The sequence below is a fragment of the Ruminococcus sp. 1001136sp1 genome, assembly GCF_039841815.1.
Classification (GTDB): domain Bacteria; phylum Bacillota; class Clostridia; order Lachnospirales; family Lachnospiraceae; genus Blautia_A; species Blautia_A faecis.
Map to the genome: position 1 here is coordinate 13,257 of NZ_JBDPGY010000018.1, position 20,704 is coordinate 33,960.

17 protein-coding genes and 3 pseudogenes are annotated in these 20,704 nt (G+C 43.5%); 5 read left to right on the forward strand and 15 right to left on the reverse strand.

The features are described 5' to 3' along the window. Positions 1-51 precede the first annotated feature (51 nt). From ABHC48_RS15475 to ABHC48_RS15495, 5 genes are all read right to left on the reverse strand, one after another. The gene (locus ABHC48_RS15475) at positions 52-828 is read right to left on the reverse strand and encodes a DUF4428 domain-containing protein (RefSeq protein ID WP_195700145.1); all 777 of its coding nucleotides are present in this window, start codon (positions 826-828) and stop codon (positions 52-54) included. Between the two features lie 61 nt (positions 829-889). Further along, a complete protein-coding gene (locus ABHC48_RS15480; protein WP_118581471.1) occupies positions 890-1,705 on the reverse strand; it encodes a hypothetical protein in 816 nt (271 codons plus the stop codon). A 324-nt stretch (positions 1,706-2,029) separates the two neighbouring features. Next, positions 2,030-5,572, reverse strand: coding sequence for a pyruvate:ferredoxin (flavodoxin) oxidoreductase (nifJ, locus tag ABHC48_RS15485; RefSeq protein WP_195588995.1), 3,543 nt, complete (start codon positions 5,570-5,572; stop codon positions 2,030-2,032). 202 nt (positions 5,573-5,774) lie between these two features. Further along, positions 5,775-6,188 (reverse strand): Rrf2 family transcriptional regulator, encoded by a 414-nt coding sequence (locus ABHC48_RS15490; RefSeq protein ID WP_118581465.1) that lies wholly within the window; start codon positions 6,186-6,188, stop codon positions 5,775-5,777. A gap of 154 nt (positions 6,189-6,342) precedes the next feature. Next, positions 6,343-6,864, reverse strand: a complete 522-nt coding sequence (locus tag ABHC48_RS15495; RefSeq protein WP_195700146.1) for a shikimate kinase — start codon at positions 6,862-6,864, stop codon at positions 6,343-6,345. Positions 6,865-7,160: 296 nt separating this feature from the next. On the opposite strand from ABHC48_RS15495, the gene ABHC48_RS15500 reads away from it, so the two are divergent. Then, positions 7,161-8,801 carry an ATP-binding cassette domain-containing protein gene (locus tag ABHC48_RS15500; protein ID WP_118581462.1) on the forward strand — a complete coding sequence of 547 codons (1,641 nt, stop codon included), beginning with the start codon at positions 7,161-7,163 and terminating at the stop codon, positions 8,799-8,801. A gap of 154 nt (positions 8,802-8,955) precedes the next feature. Here the strand turns inward: ABHC48_RS15500 and ABHC48_RS15505 are convergent, their stop codons facing one another. From ABHC48_RS15505 to ABHC48_RS15520, 4 genes are all read right to left on the reverse strand, one after another. Further along, on the reverse strand, positions 8,956-9,786 hold the full coding sequence (locus tag ABHC48_RS15505; RefSeq protein ID WP_173719454.1) for a hypothetical protein: 831 nt from the start codon (positions 9,784-9,786) through the stop codon (positions 8,956-8,958). A gap of 224 nt (positions 9,787-10,010) precedes the next feature. After that, positions 10,011-10,493 carry a Cys-tRNA(Pro) deacylase gene (ybaK, locus tag ABHC48_RS15510; RefSeq protein WP_195700147.1) on the reverse strand — a complete coding sequence of 161 codons (483 nt, stop codon included), beginning with the start codon at positions 10,491-10,493 and terminating at the stop codon, positions 10,011-10,013. A 665-nt stretch (positions 10,494-11,158) separates the two neighbouring features. Then, entirely contained in the window at positions 11,159-12,169 is a 1,011-nt protein-coding gene (locus ABHC48_RS15515; protein WP_118581437.1) for a GGGtGRT protein, read from the reverse strand. A 27-nt stretch (positions 12,170-12,196) separates the two neighbouring features. Continuing rightward, positions 12,197-12,889 carry an iron-sulfur cluster assembly scaffold protein gene (locus ABHC48_RS15520; protein WP_118581434.1) on the reverse strand — a complete coding sequence of 231 codons (693 nt, stop codon included), beginning with the start codon at positions 12,887-12,889 and terminating at the stop codon, positions 12,197-12,199. A 271-nt stretch (positions 12,890-13,160) separates the two neighbouring features. Here ABHC48_RS15520 and ABHC48_RS15525 point away from each other — a divergent pair, with 271 nt between their 5' ends. Further along, on the forward strand, positions 13,161-13,904 hold the full coding sequence (locus tag ABHC48_RS15525; protein WP_195700148.1) for a TraX family protein: 744 nt from the start codon (positions 13,161-13,163) through the stop codon (positions 13,902-13,904). A 59-nt stretch (positions 13,905-13,963) separates the two neighbouring features. On the opposite strand, the gene ABHC48_RS15530 is transcribed toward ABHC48_RS15525, so the two are convergent. After that, positions 13,964-14,125, reverse strand: coding sequence for a DUF6783 domain-containing protein (locus tag ABHC48_RS15530; protein ID WP_306797080.1), 162 nt, complete (start codon positions 14,123-14,125; stop codon positions 13,964-13,966). Between ABHC48_RS15530 and ABHC48_RS15535 the strand changes: the two are divergent. After that, a pseudogene (locus tag ABHC48_RS15535) lies at positions 14,063-14,389 on the forward strand (DUF6783 domain-containing protein); the annotation flags it as partial. The gene ABHC48_RS15530 and the pseudogene ABHC48_RS15535 sit on opposite strands and share 63 nt — an antisense overlap. Before the next feature lie 465 nt (positions 14,390-14,854). Here ABHC48_RS15535 and ABHC48_RS15540 read toward each other — a convergent pair. The 4 genes and pseudogenes from ABHC48_RS15540 to ABHC48_RS15555 all read right to left on the reverse strand — a co-directional run. Further along, positions 14,855-16,948 (reverse strand): DNA topoisomerase, encoded by a 2,094-nt coding sequence (locus ABHC48_RS15540; RefSeq protein ID WP_195700150.1) that lies wholly within the window; start codon positions 16,946-16,948, stop codon positions 14,855-14,857. A 1-nt stretch (position 16,949) separates the two neighbouring features. Next, on the reverse strand, positions 16,950-17,705 hold the full coding sequence (locus tag ABHC48_RS15545; protein WP_195700151.1) for a formate/nitrite transporter family protein: 756 nt from the start codon (positions 17,703-17,705) through the stop codon (positions 16,950-16,952). A gap of 88 nt (positions 17,706-17,793) precedes the next feature. After that, complete coding sequence (gene selD / locus ABHC48_RS15550) at positions 17,794-18,942, reverse strand: selenide, water dikinase SelD (RefSeq protein ID WP_243284577.1); 1,149 nt, start codon at positions 18,940-18,942, stop codon at positions 17,794-17,796. A 4-nt stretch (positions 18,943-18,946) separates the two neighbouring features. Beyond that, positions 18,947-19,057: pseudogene (locus ABHC48_RS15555) on the reverse strand (DUF6783 domain-containing protein); the annotation flags it as partial. Here ABHC48_RS15555 and ABHC48_RS15560 point away from each other — a divergent pair. Together ABHC48_RS15560 and ABHC48_RS15565 are read left to right on the forward strand one after the other, a co-directional pair. Further along, positions 19,034-19,150: pseudogene (locus ABHC48_RS15560) on the forward strand (DUF6783 domain-containing protein); the annotation flags it as partial. The pseudogenes ABHC48_RS15555 and ABHC48_RS15560 overlap by 24 nt on opposite strands. 73 nt (positions 19,151-19,223) lie before the next feature. Continuing rightward, positions 19,224-19,499, forward strand: a complete 276-nt coding sequence (locus tag ABHC48_RS15565) for a DUF6783 domain-containing protein (RefSeq protein ID WP_334285715.1) — start codon at positions 19,224-19,226, stop codon at positions 19,497-19,499. On the opposite strand, the gene asd is transcribed toward ABHC48_RS15565, so the two are convergent. Continuing rightward, positions 19,402-20,487, reverse strand: coding sequence for an aspartate-semialdehyde dehydrogenase (asd, locus tag ABHC48_RS15570; protein WP_118581417.1), 1,086 nt, complete (start codon positions 20,485-20,487; stop codon positions 19,402-19,404). The two genes, ABHC48_RS15565 and asd, sit on opposite strands and share 98 nt — an antisense overlap. Between the last annotated feature and the right edge of the window lie 217 nt (positions 20,488-20,704).

The window sequence follows — 20,704 nt, forward strand, 5'->3', positions numbered from 1 at the left end:
CCTATTATCACGAACAGAGTGAACAATCATGTCCACTCTGTTTTTCATTACTTAAAACGGTCTTGGCTGACCACAATATTCGCAGAACCTTCCCACATTCTCTGCACCACACTGGCATCTCCACGATCCGCTATCAGGTTGCATTCCTGGGTTCATGTTCATTCCAGGACGCATTCCTGCGTTCATGCTCATTCCAGGCTGCATTCCTGTGTTCATGCTCGTTCCAGGCTGTATTCCGGCATCATTTTGTGTCAAAGCCGCAATGATCTGATGTCCAGTCTGTTCCACTTCCATCAATTCGTCTCTCTTTTCACTGCTTATGGAAAAAGTATTCAGACGAAAATCCATATTGTCAAACCAGGGAGTGTTAACCTTAATGCGCATAGTATAATCAAACTCATAGTCATATATTGGCGGCTGATAGCTTACTGTCTTTCCATCCTTTGTATAGGTTTTCTCAATCTGTTGTCGATCCACCTCTACTCTACACTGTACAATAGCGGATAAAGGAACTATATCCGGATTTTCATTGACATCCAGTTTTCGTGCAACAGTAAAATTTCTCTTATGATCATCAATGAAAACAGTATAATTTCTGGTACTGATCTGACGGGTTATGCCAAAATCCATTACTGCCTTTTTGTTATTTTCACGATATTCCAATTGACGTTTTATATCCTCTACCGTACTGTGCCGCCGTTCCTCAAACCATGGTGATAATTTTTTGGCACAGTTTTTACATAGATTTCCGTCATCTAATTTTCGATTTCCCAGTAAACCTATTTTTTCTCCGCAGATATCACAGATTTTCTTATCAAATAATCCCATAGCTTTCCTTTCTTTTCTGCCGCACCAGAATCATGCAATTCTGGTGCGGCAGTATTTTACACTATTCTACAACATCTATTTTGTCAAAATATGTCTTTACGGAGAAGTCCTCCCCATCTGTTTCAGAAGTTTCTTCTTCACTGCCATCAGACTCTGGTTCAAAACACAGTTTTCCATCATCTAATAAACTGAGCCTCATAGTATCACAACTGAAAAGCATAGTTCCAGCCTCATCTCCCGCTGCAGTTTTCAATACCAGAATATTTCCATCCATTTCTCCCTGGAGTTCAGCTCTGCCCTCTTCTCCGCTTTCAATTACGATAAGCTCAGACTTATCTTCCTGAATAGACAACATCATCTCAAATCCGGTCAGTTCAGAATTGACAGGCATCTGCATTCCAAATGCATCCATCAAAGTGCAGATCCATTCTCCTTTGAAATCCTCCATGGTCGGGTTTTCCACCGGTTTGCCTGGTACATATGGCTCATACTCTTCCTTTTCCTGGCTTAGGATCATTGTCGTTCCATCTGCAGTTATCGTTATTTTGCCATCAGCATACTCACATTCTACCGTTTGATCGCTATAAGTCATCAACAATTTATCATTTTCTATTTTCCACTCTGATTGATCTGCCTCTGGTTCTTCCCCACTGTAGGACGTTATGGTTTCCATCTGACCGCCTTCTTTAATATCCACGGTCACTTCCATTCCCATTACTCCTGGATGAAACAAAATGTCTCCACCCATGGAAAGCTCATTTACATACCAGGTTCCAATAACATCCTTTTCTTCAAGTGCATAAGCATTCACGCTCATCAGGCCTGTCATTAAGACTCCAACTGTTCCAGCCACCCACAGTCTCATTTTTTTGTTCATAAAAACATCTCCCTTCTTGTTATTATCGTGTTTTTTGTTATTTTCATTATACGTGAATGCTTTCCTATTTGCACTAGCACTTCTGACAGTAACTGAACTGATCGGGTACATCGAATATTAAGCAACCGCCATATTGACTTGTCTGATTTTTCATCTGCTGCGCCTACGTCAGTCACCGTAGCCACCCAGAATTTAATCCACACAAGAAAAGCCTGTGATACCACCCTTTTCAGGCAGTATCGCAGGCTCACTTTACGCTACGACATAATAAACATTACATGTTTATATTATATATTTATAATGCGGACTTGCCGCGGGTAATTCTTATTCCTCTGTTCCGTACAGAGTGATCAGCTTCTGCAGATACTCGTATCTTGCCTTAGCCTCGGACTGGTTCTTAGCGAACAGTCTGGCAGCTTTCTCAGGATTCTGACGCTGTAAGGAGTTGTAACGAACCTCACCGTTCAGGAATTCCTGATAATCTGTCATATCCGGTGCTTTGGAATCAAGGCTGAACTTGCTTCCCTCAGCAGCTGGATTGAAGCGGAAGTTGTGCCAGTATCCACACTTAACAGCAAGCTCTTCCTCTGTCTGAGCTTTTGACATACCTTTCTTAATACCATGGTTGATACATGGAGCGTATGCAATGATAAGGGATGGTCCCGGATAAGCCTCTGCCTCTGCAATTGCTTTGATAGCCTGGTTGAAGTCAGCTCCCATAGAGATCTGAGCAACATATACATAACCATAGCTCATTGCGATAGAAGCCATATCTTTCTTCTTGGTCTCTTTACCGCCAGCTGCGAACTGTGCGATCGCACCTGTAGGTGTAGACTTGGAAGACTGTCCGCCTGTGTTGGAGTAAACCTCTGTATCGAATACCATAACGTTGATGTCACGTCCGCTTGCGAGAACATGGTCAACACCACCGAATCCGATATCGTAAGCCCATCCGTCACCACCGAAGATCCACTGGGATTTCTTAGCAAGGAAGTCTTTCTGTGTAAGAATGTCTTTTGCTTTGTCGCATCCGCAAGCCTCAAGAGCTGCAACCAGTTTCTCTGTTGCTGCACCGTTGGTAGCACCGCATGCGAAAGTATCCAGCCATTCCTGACCAGCAGCTTTAACGTCTGCATTGTCACCGTTAGCTACAACATCTTCAATTTTTGCTTTCAGGCCATCACGGATAGCTTTCTGAGCAAGAAGCATACCATAACCGAACTCAGCATTATCCTCAAATAAGGAGTTGCCCCATGCAGGACCCTGTCCCTTAGCATTTACGGTATATGGTGTAGAAGGTGAGGAGTTACCCCAGATAGAGGAGCATCCTGTAGCGTTTGCAATGTACATTCTGTCACCAAACAGCTGGGTGATCAGTTTTGCGTAAGGTGTCTCACCACATCCAGCACAAGCTCCTGAGAACTCAAGAAGCGGCTGTTTGAACTGGCTTCCCTTAACAGTTGTCTCTTTGAATTTAGCGATAACGTCTTCTTTAACCGGAAGAGTTACACCGTAATCGAAGTATTTCTGCTCTCCCATGTTTGCTTCAAGGTTTTCCATAGCAAGTGCCTTAGCACCTTTCTTGCCTGGGCAGACGTTCGCACAGGAACCACATCCTGTACAGTCAAGAGCGGATACAGTCATTGTGAACTGATACTCATCTTTCATACCAGTCATTGGTAATGTCTTGATTCCCTCTGGAGCATTTGCAGCCTCTTCAGCTGTAAGAGCTACCGGACGGATAACTGCGTGCGGGCAGACATAAGCACATCTGTTACACTGGATACAGTTCTCCGGATTCCATACAGGGATATTTACAGCGATACCACGTTTCTCGTATGCAGCAGCACCGGATGGTGTAGTACCGTCAACATAATCTTTAAATGCAGATACAGGCAGTGTATTACCTTCCTGAGCATTAACCTTAGCCTGGATGTTGTTAACGAAATCAACAACTTCCTGACGTCCTTCTGTAGCGTGAGTCATATGAAGACCCTCGTCTGCAGCATCTTTCCAGCTCTCTGGAACCTGAATCTCAACAACCTGCTTAGCACCAGCATCGATAGCTGCCCAGTTCTTCTGAACAACATCATCACCTTTACGTCCGTATGTTGCTTTCGCAGCAGCTTTCATAAGCTCGATAGCCTGCTCCTCCGGAATGATTCCGGTAAGTTTGAAGAACGCGGACTGAAGGATTGTATTGATACGTGTTGGTCCCATGCCAGTCTCGATACCGATCTTAACACCGTCGATGGTGTAGAATTTGATACCGTGGTTAGCGATGAATGCCTTAACCTGTCCTGGAAGATGTTTCTCAAGACCTTCCATATCCCATGCACAGTTCAGAAGGAATGTACCGCCGTCAACCAGTTCCTGTACCATGTTATATTTGTTCACATAGGACGGATTGTGGCATGCTACAAAGTTTGCTTTGTGGATCAGGTAGGTAGATTTGATCGGTTTCTTACCAAAACGAAGGTGGGACATTGTAACACCACCTGACTTCTTGGAGTCATAATCAAAGTATGCCTGAGCGTACATATCTGTATTGTCACCGATGATCTTGATGGAGTTCTTGTTAGCACCTACAGTACCATCAGCACCAAGTCCCCAGAACTTACAGTTTGTTGTTCCCTCTGGAGTGGTTACAAGCGGAGCGCCTGTCTCAAGGGAAAGGTTTGTAACATCATCAACGATACCAAGAGTAAATTTCTCTTTCTCAGCATTGTCATAAACAGCTACGATCTGAGCCGGTGTAGTGTCCTTGGAACCAAGTCCGTAACGTCCGGAGAAGATCTTAACGCCGTCAAATTTGCTGTTCTTAAGTGCAGCAACAACATCAAGATACAGAGGCTCGCCCTGAGCTCCTGGCTCTTTTGTTCTGTCCAGAACTGTGATCTGTTTAACTGTCTCAGGAATAGCATCGATAAGAGCCTGTGCACAGAATGGTCTGTAAAGACGAACTTTAACAACACCAACTTTTCTGCCAGCTGCCATTAAGTAGTCGATTGTCTCCTCGATGGTATCATTTACAGAACCCATAGCTACGATAACGTGCTCTGCGTCTGCTGCTCCATAGTAGTTGAACAGCTTGTAATCAGTACCGATCTTAGCGTTAACTTTGTCCATGTACTCCTGTACGACTGCCGGAAGAGCATCGTAGTATGGGTTACATGCTTCTCTTGCCTGGAAGAAGATATCCGGGTTCTGAGCGGAACCTCTCTGACATGGATGGTTCGGATTCAGTGCGTGATCACGGAATGCCTGGATAGCGTCCATATCTGCCATATCTTTCAGGTCTTCATAATCCCATGTCTCAATCTTCTGGATCTCGTGAGATGTACGGAATCCATCGAAGAAGTTGATGAACGGAACTTTTCCCTTGATTGCTGCAAGGTGTGCTACCGGAGTAAGGTCCATAACTTCCTGTACGGAAGACTCACACAGCATTGCGCAACCAGTCTGACGACAGGCCATAACATCGGAATGATCTCCGAAAATGGAAAGTGCGTGGGAAGCAAGTGCACGAGCGGATACGTTGAATACACCCGGAAGCTGCTCACCAGCGATCTTGTAAAGGTTCGGGATCATCAGTAACAGACCCTGGGATGCTGTATAGGTAGTAGTAAGGGCACCAGCTGCAAGAGATCCGTGTACTGCACCAGCTGCACCAGCCTCAGACTGCATCTCTGTTACCTGTACTTCCTGTCCAAAGATGTTCTTTCTTCCCTGGGTTGCCCACTCGTCTGTAGCCTCAGCCATAACAGATGAAGGGGTGATCGGGTAAATTGCAGCTACATCAGAAAAAGCGTATGATGCATGAGCGGCTGCATGGTTACCATCCATGGTTTTCATCTTTCTTGCCATAGTTTGTTTTTCCTCCTTAAAGGTATGATGAAAATAATATTTCTAGACACAATGTGTCTAAAAGTCCATATGACATTATAGCATAATCTTCCAATGATGTCTATTTTGATTTTTGTATATTATCACATACAAAGATTACCAGTAAGCATAAAAAAAGCCAGCCAGATACTCCTTTATGGAGTCTGACCAGCTTTTTAGCATATTACATTTCCGGCATGAGAACTTCCTGAAGGGATTTTCTCTTAAGCATTTCCCACACCCCCTGCTGAATCTCACAGAGTTCTCTGTGCATGTAGCAAGGAAGATGATCTCCTTTTCCATCTGTTGGACACTCATAACCTGAAGCCATACATTCTATAATGAACAAATCCGGGTCAATAGCCTTATATACGTCAAACAGAGTCAGTTCACCAAGTGATTTATTCATGGCATATCCACCATGGACTCCGCGATATCCTTTCACAATACCGGCTTTCTGAAGTTTCTTTAGTATCTTATAGGCAAAGGGAGCGGTAATGGATTCCTTCTCGCAGATTTCATTAACGCTAAGGCGAGTTTCCCCTGACAGTGCCCGAAGAACTCTTGCTGCGTAATCGCACTCTCTTGTAATAAACATGTCTGTACCTTCTCCTTACTGGACACAAATCATACTGATTCTTATATTATGTCCCTTTTCTTCTCTTCCCCTCCCAGTATGTTCAAATTATAGCAATTTTCAACTTCTATTTCAATAGTTTTTTAATTTTTTTAACATTAATTTCACACTATTTTTAGTTATCGACTATTTTTAGACGTTTATTTATTTCCAGGCAGATTTCTTCCGCTGTCCGATTGTCTGTTTTTATAACAAAGTCTGCAGCAGCTTCATACTTGGGACGCCTTGCCTCCATCAATTCTTTTATGTATTCCGGATTCATATTTTTTTCCAGAAGAGGTCTGTTGTGGCTGCCTTTCACTCTTTCGTAAACAGTCTCTGGTTCTGCTGTCAAAAGAACAATCGTTCCATTCTTCTTCATCTCATCTATATTGCACTGACGCATTACAGTTCCTCCGCCACACGATACTACGATATTATCCATGGCAGAAATTTTTTTTACAAGTTCGGTCTCCAGATTCCGAAAATATTCTTCCCCTTTTTTTTCAAAAATTTCTGGAATGCTCATTCCCTGTTCCTGAACAATCTGCTCATCCATCTCAATTTTGTCAAAACCGCATACCTCATGCAGGCAATTCAGGATCATACTTTTACCGGTTCCCATAAAACCGGTAAGATATATCTGTTTCTTCGGCATAATTTTTCCTCCAGTTGAATGCCAGGGAAGCAGCACCGTACACCACCTTTTAGAAAAAACTTCCGGAGCTTTTATTCATTCTGGCATTATATTCAGCCATTATAACAGCGGCTTTTTTTTTTGTAAAGTCTAAGGTTTTTGGATTTTGTAAGTTTTCTCCATGTTTCTGCTGTAAAACAGCCTTTAAACAAGAAATAATTGTTGCAAATTTGCCAGTTTACGATAAAATGAAAATCGGCTATACTTATCATTATATGTGTATTTATAAGGATAACGTTTTAATATAGGAGGAAAATATGATTTCAGCAAACAATATTACTTTGCGAGTTGGAAAGAAAGCTCTTTTCGAAGATGTTAATATCAAATTTACAGAAGGAAACTGCTACGGACTTATTGGCGCCAACGGTGCAGGAAAATCTACATTTCTGAAGATTCTTTCCGGTCAGCTGGAGCCTACCAAGGGCGACATTGTGATCACACCAGGACAACGTCTCTCTTTTTTACAGCAGGATCACTTCAAATATGATGCCTATACAGTTCTCGACACTGTAATTATGGGTAACCTTCGTCTCTATGAGATCATGAAAGAGAAGGAAGCCATTTACGCCAAGGAGGATTTTACCGACGAAGACGGAATCCGTGCCAGCGAGCTTGAAGGTGAATTCGCAGAGATGAACGGATGGGAAGCAGAATCCGATGCTGCTACTCTTCTGAACGGTCTTGGAATTGACACTGAATTCCACTATGCACAGATGGCTGACCTGACCGGTAGCATGAAGGTCAAGGTTCTTCTTGCACAGGCACTTTTCGGAAATCCTGACATTCTGCTGCTGGATGAGCCTACCAACCATCTGGATCTTCCCGCGATTGAGTGGCTTGAAGAATTCCTGATCAATTTTGATAATACTGTTATCGTGGTATCCCATGACCGTTACTTCCTGAACAAGGTTTGTACACAGACTGCTGATATTGATTATGGCAAAATTCAGCTGTACGCTGGTAACTATGATTTCTGGTATGAATCCAGCCAGCTTCTGATCAAGCAGATGAAAGAAGCAAATAAGAAAAAAGAAGAGAAGATCAAAGAGCTCCAGGAATTTATTTCCCGATTCAGTGCTAACGCTTCCAAGTCCAAGCAGGCAACCTCCCGTAAGAGAGCCCTTGAGAAAATCCAGCTGGATGACATGCGTCCTTCCAGCCGTAAATATCCATACATTGATTTCCGCCCGAACCGTGAAATTGGAAATGAAGTTCTCATGGTCGAAAATCTTTCCAAAACAATTGATGGCGTGAAGGTTCTGGATAACATTTCCTTCACTCTTGGACGTGAGGACAAGGTTGCTTTCGTTGGTGCCAATGAGCAGGCGATCACTACTTTCTTCAAGATCATCACTGGAGAAATGGAACCGGATGAAGGTAATTACAAATGGGGAATCACTACCACCCAGGCTTATTTTCCCAAAGACAATACTCAGGAATTCGATAACGATCTTACGATCACAGACTGGCTGACACAGTATTCTGAGATCAAGGACGCCACTTATGTGCGTGGTTTCCTTGGACGTATGCTCTTCCCTGGTGAGGATGGTGTGAAACGTGTCCGCGTACTTTCCGGTGGCGAGAAGGTTCGCTGCCTTCTTTCCAAAATGATGATTTCCGGTGCCAACATCCTGATTCTGGATGAGCCTACCAACCATCTGGACATGGAGTCCATCACTGCATTGAACAATGGTCTGATCAAGTTCCCGGGGGTAATTCTTTTCACCTCTCATGATCATCAGTTTGTTCAGACAACTGCAAACCGTATTATGGAAATCCTTCCAAATGGTACTATGATTGACAAGATCACTACTTATGACGAATATCTTGCAAGTGATGAGATGGCTAAAAAGCGCCATGTCTTTGAGATTACTGAAGAAGACGCTCAGGATAATTAAAACGCGTTTGAAAAGTCTTTCCGCAAGATATACGACGCAAATTTTCCAAACACATTCTTAAAAAGCTCCTCCTGTCAAATCAACTGACAGGAGGAGCTTTTCGCAGATATTGCTGTTTGCTTTTCTAGAGCATGTTTGAAAATGGGTTCAGGGTTTATTTACTGTTTCCTGCATATCCGCTTACCTTGATATAATCAGACGGATAGTAATAAGTTACATTGCCTTTCTTCGTGGTCAGAACACCTGTATAAGATCTTCCGGCAGAGCTCTGTGGAATCAGCATAAAATGATACTTGGTGCTTCCATTGGTAGTCAGATATTTTCTCTTATAGAGTTTGCCGCCCTTCTTATTGGTGTAGCGTCTGAATGCCACATACTTGGACTTGAAGCTGTAATTTTCATAAGAGGTTGTGTTTAATCTGCGATTAATGTTAGCACCCTTTTTAGCCGCAACAATTAATGGTAAAGTAGAAAGATTGCTTCCGGTTCTTGTCATCTTGATCCACTGACCTTTCTTGATGGTCCTTGTGTTCTTCAATGGACTGTGACTGGAACTCTGGTATGCTGCTGTAATCTTGCTCTTGGCATTCGGTGAGGTAATTTTCACGCTAAGCTTCACAGAACCTGATGTAACCTTAAGGCAGGCGATCATTCCCTGATTGGAAGAGGTGCTGCTCTTAATGTATGTGTTGTTAATGATCTGGCCGGAATCTGTTCTGGCGCCCTTCAAAGCTTCTGCTTCTCCGCCATATGCATATACAATATCATATCTGGTGCCGGAACTCTGCGGCTGAATGCGGTAACTGTAATTCGTAATCGCATTTGACTGAATATTGGTATTCAATAAATGAATACATCTGCCTGCTTTTACTGTGATCGGTTTAAACGATTTAGTTGCCGCTGATACCGGCAAGGTACAAAGCATGGTCATAGCAGCCGCTGCGACCCCGATCAATAGTTTCTTAAACTTCTTTCCTTCTCTCATAAATCCTCCTTGCTGCTCGTCTGGCGAGCTTAATATAATACATTTGCTGGTGGCTTTTGCTTACCGAACCCTTATCAGGAACACTTTATCATTTGTTTCTGATTCGCACTGCCGACTGTGCCAGAGTGTGTTTGAAAAAGGCATTTGACATATAGCAGCATGCAGTGTTTTCTTTATAAATATTTTAGCATATTTCGCTTTGTTTTCTGTAAAATATATGTTTCTTACTCTTCTGCTGTGATTGCAGCCAGTTTGCCGCCTGTCACTTTCAGAAGATCCGCTACCGGCACTTTCAAGGTCAGGCCGATTCTCCCCCCGCTTACATAAATTTCCTGAAAATTTCCTGCCGAAGCATCAAAAACCGTGGGAAAAGGTTTCTTCATTCCAATAGGGCTGCAGCCACCGCGAACATAGCCTGTGATCTTCGTAATATCTTTCACATGGATCATATCCACAGCCTTCTCTCCTACAGCCTTGGCAGCCGCTTTCCGGTCCACTTCTTTCTCGATCGGAACTACAAATACATAATATTCGCCGCTTTTCCCTTCCATCACAAGCGTTTTAAAGGACTGCTCATAAGGCGCTCCTGTAATATCCGCACAATGGATTCCATCAATAAATTCATCACATTCATAGGCAAGTGTTTCATACTTTACCTTCTGTCTGTCCAGCATTCGCATTGCATTTGTCTTTGCTTCTTTTGCCATTTCGGGTCAACCTCCTGTAATGTATTGGCATAGTAAAGTTTTACCATAGAATTATGTTTTCGTCAATGGAATCTGTCGGGCTGATTTTGCCCCGAAAAAAGGAGGGCCAGGGCTTATCAAAAAGTCCTGGCAAGTATGAAAAAGAAAATATGATCTATACGATTAAAAAGGTTATCGCCTTTGTTTGATTATTAATATACCTGAAATCTGTGATGAAATTGTGAGGGAGATTTGATGGGTTTGTGAAAATTTCTGTGAATAGAAGTCAGATTTTAGCATCCACATTATATGATATGAGTGTCAAAAGGTCTTTTGACACTCATTTGATACCCGGATTGCTACGCAGCTACGCTGCTCCCGCAATCCTCCAAATATTCGAAATCCGCTGATTTACTGCGTAAATCGCTACTTTCTCATATTTGGCGTGTCCCAAGCTCAAAAGCCTTATCGTGCAAGCACGAACAGCTTTTTGACCTTTTGACACTGGTATCATTATATATATGCATTCAGAATTCCACTCTCATTTTGCCCACGCGAAATTGTTTGTGTGGGCATGACGCAGGCAGAGCCTGCGTGTTGACTTTGCGGATAAAAAATGAGCACCCTGTATTTTGTACAGAATGCCCAATTTCATTGCTGCATAGCAATTATAGTTTATTCAATTATTAGAACTTACCAGCCTTAGCAGCTTCCTCAACAGAAACAGCTACAGCAACAGTAGCACCAACCATCGGGTTGTTACCCATTCCGATAAGACCCATCATCTCAACGTGAGCCGGTACGGAAGAGGATCCAGCGAACTGTGCATCAGAGTGCATACGTCCCATAGTATCTGTCATACCGTAGGAAGCAGGACCTGCTGCCATGTTGTCTGGGTGAAGAGTACGTCCTGTACCACCGCCGGAAGCAACGGAGAAGTATTTTTTACCCTGCTCGATACATTCTTTCTTGTATGTACCTGCAACCGGATGCTGGAAACGAGTCGGGTTAGTGGAGTTACCAGTGATGGAAACACCAACGTTCTCGTGATGCATGATAGCAACACCTTCCTGAACATCATCTGCACCGTAGCATTTTACAGTAGCACGAAGTCCGTTTGAATATGGTTTCTCATAGATTACGTTTAATTTAGCTTCTTTGTAATCGTATTTTGTCTCAACAAATGTGAATCCGTTGATACGAGAAATGATCTGGGCAGCATCTTTTCCAAGTCCGTTCAGGATAACACGTAATGGTTTCTGACGTACTTTGTTTGCTTTCTCAGCGATACCGATAGCACCCTCAGCAGCTGCGAAAGACTCATGTCCTGCTAAGAAGCAGAAGCACTCTGTCTCTTCCTCAAGGAGCATTTTACCAAGATTTCCATGTCCAAGACCTACTTTTCTGTGGTCAGCAACAGATCCAGGAATACAGAAAGCCTGAAGTCCTTCTCCGATAGCTGCAGCAGCGTCAGCAGCTCTCTTGCAACCTTTCTTGATTGCGATTGCAGCACCTACTGTGTAAGCCCATGCAGCATTCTCAAAGCAGATCGGCTGAATTTTCTTAACCTGGTCATATACATCAAGACCAGCGTCTTTTGTGATTTTCTCAGCTTCTTCGATAGAGCTGATTCCATAGCTATTTAATACAGAATTGATCTGAGCAATTCTTCTCTCATATCCTTCAAATAATGCCATTTCTGTTCGTCTCCTTTCGCTTGTGGCTTACTCTTTTCTTGGGTCAATAATCTTAACAGCATCAGCTACACGGCCATACTGACCTTTTGCCTTCTCCCATGCAGTGTTAGGATCATCACCTTTTTTGATAAAGTCAGTCATTTTTCCAAGAGAAACGAACTGATATCCGATTACTTCGTTGTCTTCGTCAAGAGCAATACCTGTTACATAGCCCTCTGCCATTTCCAGGTAACGAACTCCTTTTTCCTTGGTAGCGTACATTGTACCAACCTGGGAACGAAGGCCTTTACCAAGGTCCTCAAGACCTGCACCAACAGCAAGACCGTCATCAGAGAAAGCACTCTGAGTACGTCCGTAAACGATCTGAAGGAACAGTTCTCTCATTGCTGTATTGATTGCATCACAGACAAGGTCTGTATTTAATGCTTCAAGAATTGTCTTACCCTGAAGAACCTCTGCTGCCATAGCTGCAGAATGTGTCATACCGGAGCATCCGATTGTCTCAATAAGGGCTTCCTCGATTACACCATTCTTAACATTTAAGGACAGTTTACAGGCACCCTGCTGAGGAGCACACCAGCCTACACCATGTGTAAAACCAGAGATATCTTCAATTTTCTTTGCATGGACCCACTGGCCTTCTTCCGGGATCGGAGCTGGCTCATGTTTTGCACCCTTAGCTACTGGGCACATGTTTTCAACTTCAGTAGTGTAAATCATTTTAAGACTCCTTTCAGTGTTGATTACTTAATCGTTGTTAAAGACCTAACAACCTAGTGTTATTTTCTCACAAAATCCTTCATTCGTCTAGTCATATTTTGCAAAATTTACGAAAAAATTGTCGGTACCATTTATTGAACTTGTCTTGTAGAAATTTTATTTTCATGATAAACTACATAAGAACATTCCGATCACAGCTGCCGCCCGGAACTTTCATAGCCAAAAGTATCCAGCAATACTCTATATTCAGAACAGGAGGACTTACATAGATATGTCATTGCAAACTTCAACTTCTTTTATGCCCGAAAAACTGAGAATCCTAAGCGGAAGTGCCCTGAAGATACTGGCTATGGCGATTATGCTGATCGACCATACCGCTTCTTTCCTTCTGCGTCACTACCCGCCAGCCATTGCGCCCTGGTTTCAAATAGGCAGCACCACTTATTCCCTATACCGGGTAATGCGTGACGTGGGGCGTGCAGCTTTCCCTATTTTCTGTTTCCTGCTTGTGGAAGGATTTCTTCACACCCATAACCGCTTTAAATATGGAAGAAATCTTCTGATTTTCGCCTGTATTTCAGAAATTCCATGGAATTTTGCACAAAATGGCACTCTGCTGTATCCAGATAAGCAGAACGTTTTTTTCACCTTATTTCTGGGATATCTTGCATTCTGCCTGGTCGAACACTTTGAAAAAAATGCTTCCATGCAGCTTGTCTGCATGTTGTTGCTTCTTGCAGTCTCCTATTTTCTCAAAGCAGATTACGGATATAAAGGCTTTGTATTTCTCCTGATCATGTACTGGCTGCATCAGCACAAACCTGCACAGGCAGTTATTGGAAGCTGCTGGCTGATCTATGAATGGAAGGCTTGCTTTGCTTTTATTCCTTTGAATATGTACAATGAAAAACGGGGATTTATTCAGAGGAAATGGGTAAAATACCTCTTCTATGCTTTTTATCCGGTACATATTGCTATACTGACCGTAATCCGCAAGATGTGGTTTGGAATTTAGAACAGCTATGATATAAAAATCATTTATGGACATGTCCAGAAAAAACGGCTTGACAGAATTCATTTTCTGCCAAGCCATTTTATTATACTAGAGCCTGTTTGAAAAATCATTCCCGCAATCTGCACGCCCCACTTTGCGGGAGATTTCACCCGAATTCGGTTGCCGTAGCCCGCTACGGCGCCCTCATCCGGGCGAAATCTCCCACAAATTGTGACGCACATCTTGCAGAAAGCCTTTTTCAAACACGCTCTAGTTTAATTCTTTGTTACAATCTCGTCTTTATTCTTATAAATGCTGTTTGCCGGAACGCATCCACGTACTGGAGAAAGCGGATAAATGTTAGTGTTTCTTCCAATCACAGTTCCCGGATTCAGAACCGAACCACAGCCAACTTCTACATGATCTGCCAGCATGGCACCAAACTTCTTAAGTCCTGTCTCAATCTTCTCCTCGCCGTCTTTTACAACAACCAGTTTCTTGTCTGACTTTACATTGGAGCAGATGGAACCTGCACCCATATGGGATTTGTAACCCAGTACAGCGTCTCCTACATAATTGTAATGGGGAACCTGCACATTGTTAAAAAGGACTACATTCTTAAGCTCTGTGGAGTTTCCCACTACACAGCCCTCTCCTACAAGAGCTTTGCCGCGGATAAATGCACAGTGGCGCACTTCTGTATTCTTGCCGATGATGGCTGGTCCGTTAATGCAGGCGGTAGGTGCAACCTTGGCAGATTTCGCAATCCAGATACCCCCCTCCAGATAGTCATATTCCTCTGGATCCAATGTTTTTCCCAATTTCACAATGAAATCACCAATCTCCGGAAGAACTTCCCACGGATAGGTTTTCCCCTGGAAAAGCTCTCCTGCGATGGTCTGGGTCATATCCAGCATGTTTGCGATGGTAAAATCTTTTAACATAATACATCCTCCTCATATAAATCTAATTTAATGAATGATTTCCTTTATTCCCAAATCTGTATCAGAGCGTGTTATGCCTTTTTTCACAGCAGTTTCACGCTCCGGCTTCTTATAAAACTGCGCAGCTGCATCAAAAAACTGCCTCAGCGCATACTGAAAATGACTGTCCTCCACCTGTTTGGTACGAATCCTTACAAAGTGCTCCAGCTTATCCATATATTCCTGCTCTGTAATAGATCCCTCTGCTACATAGGTAAGTCCCTTCTCCCAGCTGGCAGTCAGTTCCGGGTTCAGAAGCTGACGGATAGAACAGTTTACCACATCATAAATCATTTCCCCCTGAAGGGTAGGTGTGATTACCTGGGTTTTCTTATTCAGAGACAGATATCTGATATTAAACAGCTTCTTCAAAATCTCTGCTCTGGTGGCGCTGGTACCAATTCCGCTTCCCTTGATCTGTGAACGAAGATCCTCATCCTCGATCAGCTGGCCTGCATTCTCCATTGCCAGGATCATAGAACCGGAATTGTATCGTTTCGGTGGAGATGTCTCTCCTTCCTTGATACCAAGACCATTTATGTTTAGTATATCACCCTTTTTCAGTTTCTGCAATGCAGCTAACAAAGCTTCGTCGCAGGAAACCTCACCTTCTCCTTCACTTTCGGGAGTTTTTCCGGAAGCTTCTGCCATACTCTTTTTTGCAAAAGAATTTGCAGCAATCTTCAGATACCCTTCACTAAGCAAAACTTTAAAAGAAGAAAAGAAAGATTCATTCTCCATTTTCGTCACAAGGCTTACCTTCTGATAAACAGCCGGTGGATAAAAAATGCTTAAAAATCGTCTCACAATCGTCTCATACACCCGCTGTGCTGTCAGAGAAAGTCCCTTTAGTGCGCCAAGTCCCTGGCCAGTAGGAATAATAGCATAATGGTCTGTAATCTGTTTGTCATTGGTGTAACGTGTCTTCGCGATATTTTTGTATGCGCCAAGCTCTAACGCACCTTGCGCAGCTTCCCCGGCCTGAGGATAATTCCGAAGCCCGGAAATATTCTTATAAATCTCCTTTGCCACAGCTGTCGATAAAACTCTGGCATCTGTTCTGGGATATGTGACCAGTTTCTTTTCATAAAGATCCTGCACAATGGAAAGAGTCTCATCCGGACTGATCTTGAACAGTTTGGAACAGACATTCTGAAGCTCTGCCAGATTAAACAGAAGAGGCGGATTCTTATTTTCCTTCTTTCGCTCAATCTTCTCCACCGTACATATAAGAGGCTGCTGTGTACTTAATTCACAGATCAGCTTCTGGGCATCTTCTTTTTTCTTAAAACCATTTTCTTTATATAAAACAGGGGACTGGAAATAGCGGCTGCCTTCTACAGCTCTCCACTCTCCTTCAAAGCTTTCTCCTTCAAGAGCAATGCTGCTCACAACTCTGTAAAAAGGTGTTTTCACAAATGCGCGGATTTCCCGCTCGCGGCGAACTACCATCCCAAGGACACAGGTCATAACCCGTCCAACGGAAATTGCCTGGTATTTGCCTCCAAGATAATTGGTTACGCTGTTTCCATAACGCAAAGTCAGTACACGTGAGAAATTAATTCCCATCAGATAATCTTCTTTTGCCCGAAGATAGGCGGCTGCGGCAAGGTTATCATATTCTGAGATGTCCTTTGCCTCACGGATTCCCCGAAGAATCTCTTCTTCAGTCTGGGAGTCGATCCACACACGCTTCTGCGTCCTGTCCTTCACTCCCGCCATCTGTGCTACCAGGCGGTAAATATATTCACCTTCACGCCCAGAGTCGGTACACACATAAATGGTATCAATATCAGGTCTGTTTAAAAGCCCTTTCACGATCTGGAACTGTTTTTCCACGCCAGGTATCACTTCGTATTTAAAATCATGCGGCAAAAAAGGCAGGGTATCTAAACTCCACCTTTTGTATTTCATATCATATTTCTCAGGATAGCTCATGGTGACCAGATGTCCCACACACCAGGTCACCACGCAGGTATCAGACTCGATATAGCCATCCCGTCTTTGTCCGCCAGATTTTAAAGCTTTCGCAAATTCCTGAGCCACGCTGGGCTTCTCTGCTATGTATAAAGCTTTTGACATATTATTTATCTGCGCTCATCTTTCTTAATGGCCATGCCAGTAAAAGAGCACCTCCCACCATATTTCCAATGGTTACGATCAGCATACTCTTCAGCATGAGACCAACGGAAAGGCCATCTACCAGACCAAGGCTTACTACAAAAATTCCCATGTTTGCAATGCAGTGCTCAAATCCGCTGAAAACGAATGCAGAGATACACATTACGATCATAAGGAATTTACCGGTTTCACTTTTCAGCTTAATTCCGCAGAGTACACCAAGACATACGAAGAAGTTACACAAAATTGCACGCATGAACATCTGTCCCATAGGGATCGTCAGCTTGTTGTTAATAAAGCCTGCGAAATAATCTGCTGAGCCGGATGCACCTGCTCCTACAAAAAGAAGTGCCATAATTGCACATCCAACGAAATTGCCAAGGTAGCTTACCAGCCATACCTTGCCTGCAGCCCCCCAGGATACACTCTTGTCGAAGGCGCCGAATGCCATTACCATGTTATTACCGGTAAACAGCTCGCCGCCAACCAGGCTGATCAGAAGAACAGCAATGGAGAACACTACAGCTCCAAGAAACTTGCCCCAGGCAGGATCTGATCCTGAAAATACACTTCCTATAACATTGCTGTAAATAACTGCCACATCAATAAAGAAACCAGCCATTACAGCCCGAAGAAAGTACTTCAGGAAATTGCCGTTCAGCAGCCCGATTTTGTTTTTGGCTGCGTTTGAAAGTTTTTGCACATCTTCATAGTTCATAAAAAACACCTCCGTATTGTTTTTTACAATTATAACACTTTGATGTATTTTTCACAATAGAAGTTGATAATTTTTTATCAATTAGGAACTATTTCACAAAAACGAGATGTTTCTTTTGTAAATTAATTACCCGTCCAATCACAGCACAGGGAAGCGACAGAGAAGACAGTCGACTAATTGCCCTGTCCGCATCCTGAGAATCTATACTCAGGAGAAGCCCTCCGGAAGTCTGCGGGTCAAATACTATATCCTCACGGGCAGCAAGCTCTGCTTCATTTATGATGGTTTCACTTCTGCCTGTTTCATTTTCCACAGCTTCACACCTGGTCTTTTCCAGCCAGAAATTCTCACTGCTTTCCCCACTGTGATTCTTCCATGAAAACTCGCACTCTCCCCCTGCAAATTCCCGATTGCGGTATGCACCTGCAGGAATAAATCCCATAGAAGCATAGTCAAGTGCTCCTTTCATAATCGGCAGGGAACCAAGAGAAATACAAAGGGTCTTCCCACTTCCCTTCGCCATTTCCAGGGCATGTCCGGCAAGACCAAAACCTGTTACATCCGTGCAGGCATGAATCTGCAGATCTGCCACTTTATCTCTGGCATACCTATTCAAAGTCGCCATCACAGAAGCTGCATAGGCAGTCTCTTCCCCAGATGCCATCTCTCCTTTCACTGCGGTAGAAAGAATTCCGGTTCCAAGAGGCTTGGTAAGAATCAGAACATCTCCGGTCTCTGCTCCAATATTTTTCCACATTGAGGCAGGGTTTACAAATCCGGTAACGCACAAGCCATATTTCGGCTCATCGTCCTGAATCGTGTGTCCTCCCGCAAGAGAAGCACCAGCCTCCATTACCTTGTCTGCACCTCCTCGCAGAATCTCGCCCAGAATCTCCGGATCAAGACAATTAGGAAAGGCCGCAATATTCAATGCCAGCTTAGGCTCTCCACCCATAGCATACACATCACTTAACGCATTTGCCGCTGCAATCTGTCCGAAAGTATAAGGGTCGTCCACGATCGGTGTAAAAAAATCCACGGTCTGGATCATGGCCAGATCATCAGATATACGATATACAGCAGCATCGTCGGAAGATTCCGTTCCGACCAGTAAATTCGAATCATAAAACTTCGGCAGCTTACCCAGAACCTGGGCAAGGGTCCCCGGACCTACTTTCGCCGCTCAGCCAGATGTATGAGAATACTGGGTAAGGCGGATTCGCTCTCTGTCACTCATGGACTCACCTCCTGTCATTTCTAGAGCGTGTTTGAAAAAGGCTTTCTGTAAGATGTGCGTCACATTTTGTGGGAGATTTCGCCCGGATGAGGGCGCCGTAGCGGGCTACGGCAACCGAATTCGGGTGAAATCTCCCGCAAAGTGGGGCGTGCATATTGCGGGAATGATTTTTCAAACAGGCTCTAACGTGCTATCTATTTTAACATGAATCTCCCCTATCGTAAACGGTCAGTTTTTTATTTTAGTTGTTTATCTGTTACTATTCTTGAAAAAGGTGCAAGATGTACGTCACAATTTGCGGGAGATTTCGCCTGGATGAATGCGCCGTAATGGGCTACGGCAGACGAATTCGAGTGAAATCTACCACAAAGTGGGGCGTGCAGATTGCCGACTATCCCCAAAAAGGGAGAATGCCACCACATCCGGCAGCATTCTCCCTGCATTTATTCACTCTTCAATTTATTTCGCCTGGATATATCCCTGCGCCTTCAATGTCTCTGCACAAAGAACAGCACCGCCTGCAGCACCTCTTACAGTGTTGTGGGAAAGTCCAATGAACTTCCAATCGTAAACAGTATCCTCGCGAAGTCTTCCGATTGATACGCCCATTCCGTTCTCGAAGTTCACATCCTCTGTAACCTGTGGACGATTATCCTCCTCAAGATACTGAATGAACTGCTTCGGTGCGCTTGGAAGATTCAGTTCCTGAGGAACTCCCTTGAACTCTACAAGTGCTTTTACAAGCTGCTCTTTCGTAGGTTTCTTTCTGAATTTTACAAATGCAGCTGCAGTGTGTCCATTCAGGATCGGCACACGAACGCACTGACATGTGATAACAGGCTCTTTCGCCGGAACAATCACGCCGTCCTCAACTTTACCCCAGATACGAAGTGGCTCTTTCTCGCTCTTTTCTTCCTCGCCACCAATATATGGAATGATGTTATGCTCCATTTCCGGCCAGTCCTTAAATGTTTTTCCAGCTCCGGAAATTGCCTGATATGTAGTAGCAACTACTTCATATGGCTCAAATTCTTTCCATGCAGTAAGTGCAGGTGCATAGCTCTGAATAGAACAGTTTGGCTTAACAGCGATGAAACCTCTCTTTGTTCCCAGACGCTCTTTCTGATGTTTGATAACTTCGAAATGCTCTGGATTGATTTCCGGAATTACCATCGGCACATCAGGTGTCCATCTGTGAGCGCTGTTGTTGGAAACAACTGGTGTCTCAGTCTTGGCATATGCTTCCTCGATGGCTTTAATCTCGTCCTTGGACATATCTACAGCAGAGAATACAAAGTCAACAGTTGACGCAACCTTCTCTACCTCATTTACATTCATAACAACAAGCTTTTTCACTGCTTCCGGCATTGGAGTATCCATTTTCCATCTGCCTCCTACAGCGTCCTCGTAAGTCTTTCCAGCACTTCTCGGGCTTGCTGCAACAGTTACAACTTCAAACCATGGATGATTCTCTAACAGGGAAATAAATCTCTGACCCACCATTCCGGTAGCACCTAAAATACCAACTCTAAGCTTTTCACTCATAATATTCTCTCCTCATTCTTTCCTCTGCGTACATGTGTATTTCTATGACATACTATACCATGTTCTGAGAAAATGCAAGTACTTTCTTAAATTTTATCATATTAAAGCAATAAATTTATCTGATTTACCAAAAAAATCCTGTAAAACAAGATTCTTTCGTTACTTTCCACCGAACTGCCCAGAGCATGTTTGAAAAAGGCTTTCTGCAGGATGTGTC